Origin of the sequence: Chimaeribacter californicus, from assembly GCF_002858675.1 — a bacterium.
GTDB classification, from domain to species: Bacteria; Pseudomonadota; Gammaproteobacteria; order Enterobacterales; family Enterobacteriaceae; genus Chimaeribacter; species Chimaeribacter californicus.
Genome location: NZ_PJZF01000029.1, coordinates 22,774 through 29,688 on the forward strand (window position 1 = coordinate 22,774; position 6,915 = coordinate 29,688).

The 6,915-nt window shown below is 63.6% G+C and carries 9 protein-coding genes; 8 read left to right on the plus strand and 1 reads right to left on the minus strand.

Annotated elements, in window-relative coordinates:
* Positions 1-9: 9 nt before the first annotated feature.
* From CYR55_RS21740 to CYR55_RS21775, 8 genes are all read left to right on the plus strand, one after another.
* Positions 10-1,215, plus strand: a complete 1,206-nt coding sequence (locus tag CYR55_RS21740; protein ID WP_101818410.1) for an SfnB family sulfur acquisition oxidoreductase — start codon at positions 10-12, stop codon at positions 1,213-1,215.
* Positions 1,215-2,579, plus strand: coding sequence for an LLM class flavin-dependent oxidoreductase (locus CYR55_RS21745; RefSeq protein WP_101818411.1), 1,365 nt, complete (start codon positions 1,215-1,217; stop codon positions 2,577-2,579). The genes CYR55_RS21740 and CYR55_RS21745 overlap by 1 nt, the downstream gene beginning before the upstream one ends.
* Positions 2,580-2,649: 70 nt before the next feature.
* Positions 2,650-3,441 (plus strand): MetQ/NlpA family ABC transporter substrate-binding protein, encoded by a 792-nt coding sequence (locus tag CYR55_RS21750; RefSeq protein WP_101818412.1) that lies wholly within the window; start codon positions 2,650-2,652, stop codon positions 3,439-3,441.
* A 2-nt stretch (positions 3,442-3,443) separates the two neighbouring features.
* Positions 3,444-4,541: a methionine ABC transporter ATP-binding protein gene (locus CYR55_RS21755; RefSeq protein ID WP_101818413.1), complete on the plus strand. Its 1,098-nt coding sequence runs from the start codon at positions 3,444-3,446 to the stop codon at positions 4,539-4,541.
* Positions 4,525-5,178: a methionine ABC transporter permease gene (locus tag CYR55_RS21760; protein WP_072928005.1), complete on the plus strand. Its 654-nt coding sequence runs from the start codon at positions 4,525-4,527 to the stop codon at positions 5,176-5,178. Before CYR55_RS21755 ends, CYR55_RS21760 begins: the two co-directional genes overlap by 17 nt.
* 146 nt (positions 5,179-5,324) lie before the next feature.
* Positions 5,325-5,870 (plus strand): GNAT family N-acetyltransferase, encoded by a 546-nt coding sequence (locus CYR55_RS21765; protein WP_101818414.1) that lies wholly within the window; start codon positions 5,325-5,327, stop codon positions 5,868-5,870.
* A gap of 66 nt (positions 5,871-5,936) precedes the next feature.
* Positions 5,937-6,194: an AbrB/MazE/SpoVT family DNA-binding domain-containing protein gene (locus CYR55_RS21770; RefSeq protein ID WP_101818415.1), complete on the plus strand. Its 258-nt coding sequence runs from the start codon at positions 5,937-5,939 to the stop codon at positions 6,192-6,194.
* Positions 6,194-6,529: a type II toxin-antitoxin system PemK/MazF family toxin gene (locus CYR55_RS21775; protein WP_101818416.1), complete on the plus strand. Its 336-nt coding sequence runs from the start codon at positions 6,194-6,196 to the stop codon at positions 6,527-6,529. Before CYR55_RS21770 ends, CYR55_RS21775 begins: the two co-directional genes overlap by 1 nt.
* Positions 6,530-6,609: 80 nt before the next feature.
* On the opposite strand, the gene CYR55_RS21780 is transcribed toward CYR55_RS21775, so the two are convergent.
* Positions 6,610-6,915: type 1 glutamine amidotransferase family protein (locus CYR55_RS21780; RefSeq protein WP_479415245.1), on the minus strand; the 306-nt coding region annotated here is incomplete at its 5' end.

The following is a 6,915-nucleotide window of genomic DNA, read 5'->3' on the forward strand; positions in this document are numbered from 1 at the left end:
GACATCACCATGACGACCCACATCACGCCACCCCGCCCGGCGGCACGGATTACCTCTGCGGCGCAGGCGCTGGAGGTGGCAAACGCGCTGGCCGCGCGTTTCGCCGCCGGGGCAGCCCGGCGTGACCGCGAGCGCCTGTTGCCGCGTGAAGAACTCACGGAACTGTTTGCCTCCGGGCTGGGCAGCATCACCGTGCCGGAAGCCTTTGGCGGCCCGGCGCTGCCGAATGCGGTGCTGGCGCAGGTGACCGCTATCCTGAGCGAGGCGGACGGCGCAATCGGCCAGGTGCCGCAAAACCACTTTTATGCGCTGGAAGTGCTGCGGGTGAATGGTTCACCGCAACAGCAGGCGCGCCTGTATGGGGAAGTGCTGGCAGGCGTGCACTTCGGCAATGCGCTGGCGGAATTCAGCTCAGCCTCGGCGCATCAGCGCCATACCCGGCTGGAACGCCACGGCGAACAGTGGCAGGTCATCGGGCAGAAATTCTACGCCACCGGCTCGCTGTTCGCCGGGCGGGTGCCGACCGCCGCACTGGGAGAGGACGGCAAAGAGCGGCTGGTGTTTTTACCGGCGGATGCGCCGGGGTTAACCATCGTGGATGACTGGTCAGGCTTCGGCCAGCGCACCACCGGCAGCGGCACCGTGACCTTTGACGCCACCCCGGCAGACGAGCAGGACATCGTGCCGTTCCAGACTGCCTTTGAGCGCCCGACGCCGGTCGGCCCGCTGGCGCAGCTGCTGCATGCCGCTATCGATCAGGGCATCGGCCGCGCCGCCTGGCGGGATATGCTGGACTTTGTGCGCAGCCAGTCGCGCCCCTGGATCGACTCCGGCGTCGAGAAAGCCAGTGATGACCCGCTGACGCTGGATCGCATCGGGCAGCTCACGGCGCGGTTACAGGCCGGGGATGCCCTGCTGGAACTGGCCGGTGAAGCGGTGGATGTGGCCCAGCGCCACACCGACGCCGCCACCGTGGCGGAGGCTTCCATCGCCGTGGCCCGGGCGCGCGCCTGGACCACCGAAACGTCATTGGCCGCCGGGAATTTATTGTTTGAACTGGCCGGCAGCCGCGCCACGTTGGCCGACTTTAACTTCGACCGCCACTGGCGCAACGCCCGCACCCATACCCTGCACGACCCGGTGCGCTGGAAATACCCGGCGATCGGCAATTATGTGCTGAACGGCGTCCTGCCGCCGCGCCGGGGGACGATCTGATGGCCGGGAAAGAGGTTCTGCTTAACGCGTTCACCATGAACTGCGTCGGCCATATCCACCACGGCATGTGGACGCACCCAGACGATCATTCCGTTGAGTTTAACCAGCTCCGCTACTGGACAGATCTGGCGCAGCTGCTGGAACAGGGGCTGTTTGACGGTGTGTTTATCGCGGACATTCTCGGCGTGTATGACGTCTACCAGAACGGCATCGGACTGACGGCGCGGGAGGCGATCCAGCTGCCGGTTAACGATCCGCTGATGCTGGTTTCCGCGATGGCAGCGGTGACCCGGCACCTCGGTTTTGGCCTGACCGCCAACCTCAGCTATGAAGCGCCCTACCCGTTTGCCCGCCGCCTGTCGACGCTCGACCACCTGACGAACGGCCGCATCGGCTGGAATATCGTGACCGGCTACCTCGACAGCGCCGCCCGGGCAATGGGCCTGTCCACCCAGGTGGCGCACGACCGCCGTTACGATCAGGCCGATGAGTTTCTGGAGGTGAGTTACAAACTCTGGGAAGGCAGCTGGGAAGACGGCGCGCTGGTGGCCGATAAAGCGCGGCGGCTGTATGCCGATGCGGCGCGTATCCACACCATCCGCCATCAGGGCGAGTTCTACCGCATGGAGGGTTACCACCTCACGTCGCCCTCCCCCCAGCGCACGCCGTTGCTGTTCCAGGCGGGCAGTTCGGCACGCGGCCTTGCCTTTGCCGGCCGCCATGCCGAGTGCACCTTTGTCACCGGCAGCACGCCGGAAGGGATGCGGAATCAGGTGCATGCCCTGCGGCAGGCGGCCGTGGACGCCGGTCGCCCGGCCGATGCGCTGAAAGTCTTTATGGGCGTCGGGGTGATTGCCGCCCCCACGGCCGCCGAAGCGCAGGAGAAGTACCGGGAATACCTGCGCTATGCCAGCCCGGAAGCGGGGATCGCCCACTTCTCCAGCTCAACCGGCATCGATCTGGCGCGCTTCGGGCTGGATGAGCCGATACAGGCCGGGCCAACGCAGGCGATTGAGTCCGTCACCAAAACCTACAGCGGCTGGACGCGCCGCCGCCTGCTGGAACAGCACGCGATGGGCAGCCGTTACCCGTTGCTGGTGGGTGACCCGTCGCAGGTCGCTGACCAGCTGCTGCGCTGGATGGATGTCGGGGAGATTGACGGCTTTAACCTGTCGCGCATCCTCAACCCCGGCAGCTATGAGGATGTGATCCGCTGGGTTATCCCGGAGCTGCAATCCCGCGGCCGCTATAAAACCGCTTACCGGCCCGGCACGCTGCGGCAAAAACTGTTCCAGCACGGTGACCGCCTGCCCGCCAGCCACCCGGCGGCGGCCTGGCGCGCACCGGCCGATCGGCGCGGGTGATTTCTTCCTTTTTCTTTTTCATTTTTTATAGGGAACCACGATGACAACAACACTCTGGGGACACGCCCGTATGGGCAAAAGCGTGCTGCTGGCGGCCTGCATGGCGTTTTCCGGCATGGCGGCCGCCGCAGACAGCGGCCCGCTGAAAGTCGGCACCACCGCCGCGTTTTCACCACCGCTGGAGGCCGCTGCCGATGAGGCGCGCAAACAGGGGCTGAAGGTCGAGATCATCGAGTTCAGCGACTGGATCGCGCCGAACGTCAGCCTGGAGAACGGCGACATCGACGTTAACCTGTTCCAGCATCGCCCGTTCCTGGCGAACGCCAACCAGGAGGGCGGCTTCCATTTGGTGCCTTACGCCCCGGCGATCATCAACCAGGTGGGGTTATATTCCAAAAAACATGCCGCGATTGCTGACCTGCCGGACGGCGCGAAAGTCGCCATTCCCAATGACCCGATCAACGGCGGGCGCGGCCTGCTGCTGTTGCAGAAAGCGGGGCTGATCACCCTGACGCCGGGTGTCGGCATCAAGGCCACCACGGCGGATATCGTGACCAACCCCAAACACATTGACATTATTGAGGTGGAAGCGGTGCAACTGGCGCGCACGCTGGATGAAGTCGATCTGGCGGTAGGTTACCCGCACTACCTGCGGCTTTCCGGCGTCATCGACCCCAACAAGGCGCTGCTGTTTGATGGGCTGGAGCACCCGGAATATGTGATTCAGTTTGTGGTGCGTGACGGCCACCAGAACGACCCGCGCCTGAAGCAGTTTGTCTCTATCTACCAGCACTCGCCGGTGGTACGCGCCAAACTCGACAGCTTCTACGGCAAACTTTACCAACCCGGCTGGAACCTATAATCATGACAGTGATTGAGCTTCCCTACCCCGGCCGCAGCGCCACGGCGGCCATTCCCTGGCACACCCGCGATGAGGTGCACCTGCAACTGGCCGGGGTCAGTAAAGTCTACCCCGGCCAGCAGGTAGCCGCGCTTCAGGCGGTTGACCTGACCATCCGCCGCGGGGAGATTTTCGGCATCATCGGCCGCAGCGGGGCGGGCAAATCCACGCTGATCCGCACCCTGAACCGGCTTGAACGCCCCACCGGCGGCCGGGTGGTGGTGGACGGCACCGACATCGGCACGCTGGATGAGGATCAGCTGGTCGCTTACCGCCGCCGCACCGGCATGATCTTCCAGCACTTTAATCTGCTCTCGGCGAAAACGGTGCGGCAGAACATTGAACTGCCGCTGCGCGTTGCCGGGGTTGAGGCCGGGGAACGGCGCCAGCGGGTGGATCGCCTGCTGGCGCTGGTGGGGCTGGAAGCGCGGCAGGACGCCTACCCGGCGCAGCTCTCCGGCGGCCAGAAACAGCGCGTCGGCATCGCGCGGGCGCTGGTACATGACCCGGCGCTGCTGCTGTGTGACGAGGCCACCTCGGCGCTCGACCCGGAAACCACCCGGGCGATCCTCGACCTGCTGCGGCGGATTAACCGCGAGATGGGCATTACGATTGTGCTGATTACCCATGAGATGGAGGTGATCCACGATCTCTGCCACCGGGTGGCGGTGATTGAGCGCGGGCAGATTATTGAGCAGGGGCCGGTGTGGGCGGTGTATGGCAACCCGCAGCAACCCACCACCCGCAGCCTGCTGACGCCGGGGCATGACCGGTTACCGGCGCGCTTCAGCGAGGCGCTGAGCGCCGCGCCCGAAACGCCGGAGTCCGCGCTGTTGGTGCGGCTGCGCTACCACGGTGACGGTGTCACGCCCGATCTCAACCGGGTGCTGGCAGCGTTTGACGGCCGCGTCACGCTGGTGGAGAGCGCGCTGGAGCCGATTCAGGGGCGCTCGGTGGGCCACCTGCTGCTGACAGTGACCCCGGCGGGCGGCGTGCCGCTGCCGCGTTCTGATGAAATTGCCGATCGTGTGGAGGTACTGGGCTATGTCACTGCTGCTTGACCGCCTGTGGGGCGGATTTCTGGATACGTTGCTGATGGTGGGCGTGTCGTCGCTGCTGGCGCTGCTGCTCGGCCTGCCGCTGGCGGTGGTGCTGGTGGTGAGCGACCGCAACGGCCTGTATGAGAATGTGTCGCTGAACCGGGTGCTGGGCGGGTTTGTGAACCTGTTCCGCTCCATTCCCTTCCTGATCCTGATGGTGGCGCTGATCCCGTTCACGCGGATGCTGGTCGGCACGTCGTATGGCGTCTGGGCGGCGGTAGTGCCGCTGACCGTGGCGGCGATGCCGTTTTTCGCGCGGATTGCCGAAGTCAGTCTGCGCGAGGTCGATCATGGCCTGACTGAAGCCGCGCAGGCGATGGGCTGCAAGCGCGGGCATATCATCCGCCATGTGCTGCTGCCGGAGGCGCTGCCGGGAATTGTCAGCGGCTTCACGATTACGCTGGTCACCATGATCAACGCCTCCGCAATGGCCGGGGCGATTGGCGCGGGCGGGCTGGGCGACCTCGCCTACCGTTACGGCTACCAGCGTTTTGACACTCAGGTAATGCTGACGGTGATTGTGGCGCTGGTGGCGCTGGTGACGTTGCTGCAGCTAGGGGGCGATCGCCTGGCGCGCCGCCTTAATCACCGCGCCTGACCGGCGCGGCAGGGGATTCTTCTGCGTTTTTCAGCTTCCGTTTGCCGGATTTGTTGTTTTACTTCCGCCCTGCGGTCAGGAATAGTGCCTGTACGGCATACCCCCTCCCTTTTATCTTCATGCCGTGCGAAGAACGAGGAGATCCCATGAACCCGTGCTGTTTTGTTGAAACCACCCCTGACGATCCCTGTATCACGCCGTTAACCGAGGCGCTGGCCGCCGAGTGCCGGCTCCGGTACGGCATGAATTTCGGCGACCGGGAATATGGCCCGGCCTCGCTGTATTGCGCGCCGCAGGGCGGTTTTCTGGTGTTGAAACAGGGAGACGAAGCGATTGGTATGGGAGCCTACTCCCCCTACGATCACGACACGGCGGAGCTGTCCCGCATCTGGACGCGGCAGGATCGGCGCCGACAGGGCGTCGCGCTTTACATGGTGCAGGAGCTGGAGCGCCGCGCCCGGCTGGCCGGTTACAAACAAGCGTTTCTCACCACCGGTTTCCGCCAGCCGGAAGCGGTCAGCCTCTGCCTGTCACTCGGCTACACCCCACTGTTTGACGTTAATGCCGATCCGGCACGCTACAGCGAACCGCCCTATGACGGCCACCTCTCCTTCGTGAAATGGCTGGTGCCGCTGACGGCCGTGAAGCCGGGGCGCCCGGATACGGATGTGGTGTCATTGCCTTCGCGTTGACTGAAAAACAGGCACTTCTCTCAGGGTATTACGTTATATTCAGGTATAACTTAATCAGGGGGAACTATGCACAGAACAAACCTTCGTAAAGTCGGCGGCTCCGTCATGCTGGCGGTGCCGCCCGCGCTGCTGGATATCCTTCATCTTGAAGCCGGTGCAACAGTGGGGCTTACCGTGGATAACGGGCGTCTGGTGATGGAGCCGCAGGCCCGTGTGCGTTATACCCTGTCGGAGTTGCTGGCAAAATGTGATGAAAATGCTGAGCCTGATGTGGAAGATCGCCAGTGGCTTGACGGCGCATCAACCGGCAATGAGGTGCTGTAATGGAGCGTGGCGAGATATGGCTTGTTTCGCTTGATCCCACTGCAGGGCACGAGCAACAGGGCACCCGGCCGGTGCTGATTGTGTCGCCGACTGCGTTTAACCGCGTGACCCGTACCCCGATTGTGTTGCCTATCACCAGCGGCGGTAATTTTGCCCGCACTGCCGGCTTCGCTGTCCCTTTCGAGAATGCCGGTACACGGACAATGGGCGTTATACGTTGCGATCAACCCCGGACGCTGGATATCAACGCCTGCCACGGCAGGCGGCTTGAAAAGGTGCCGGGTGATACCCTGGAAGACGTTTTGGCTATCATGCAGGCAATTTTTGCAGAGTAGTCATCAGGCGCGGCAATAAGCAACCACAAAAAAACCCGGACATCAGTGCCGGGTTTTATGTTTCTTATCAACTACATTAATTAGTCAGCAAATTGCTCAATCAGCCGTGCGGCGGTAGCGGCGGAGGAGGTCGGGTTCTGCCCGGTGATCAGCAGGCCGTCCATCACCACGTAGGAGCCCCAGTCTTCGCCTTTGGAGTAGATCCCCCCTTTGGCAATCAGTTCATCTTCCACCAGGAACGGCACCACGTTGGTCAGCCCGACCGCCTCTTCTTCCGTATTGGTAAAGCCGGTGACGTTCTTGCCTTCCACCAGCGGTTTGCCGTCCGGGCTTTTCACATGGCGCAACACCCCAGGGGCGTGGCAGACGAACGCCACCGGCTTGTT

Bases quoted from the DNA above. Each gene is read 5' to 3' on its own strand.
- CYR55_RS21740 (WP_101818410.1), top strand. From the start codon at position 10: ATGACGACCCACATCACGCCACCCCGCCCGGCGGCACGGATTACCTCT.
- CYR55_RS21745 (WP_101818411.1), top strand. From the start codon at position 1,215: ATGGCCGGGAAAGAGGTTCTGCTTAACGCGTTCACCATGAACTGCGTC.
- CYR55_RS21750 (WP_101818412.1), top strand. From the start codon at position 2,650: ATGGGCAAAAGCGTGCTGCTGGCGGCCTGCATGGCGTTTTCCGGCATG.
- CYR55_RS21755 (WP_101818413.1), top strand. From the start codon at position 3,444: ATGACAGTGATTGAGCTTCCCTACCCCGGCCGCAGCGCCACGGCGGCC.
- CYR55_RS21760 (WP_072928005.1), top strand. From the start codon at position 4,525: ATGTCACTGCTGCTTGACCGCCTGTGGGGCGGATTTCTGGATACGTTG.
- CYR55_RS21765 (WP_101818414.1), top strand. From the start codon at position 5,325: ATGAACCCGTGCTGTTTTGTTGAAACCACCCCTGACGATCCCTGTATC.
- CYR55_RS21770 (WP_101818415.1), top strand. From the start codon at position 5,937: ATGCACAGAACAAACCTTCGTAAAGTCGGCGGCTCCGTCATGCTGGCG.
- CYR55_RS21775 (WP_101818416.1), top strand. From the start codon at position 6,194: ATGGAGCGTGGCGAGATATGGCTTGTTTCGCTTGATCCCACTGCAGGG.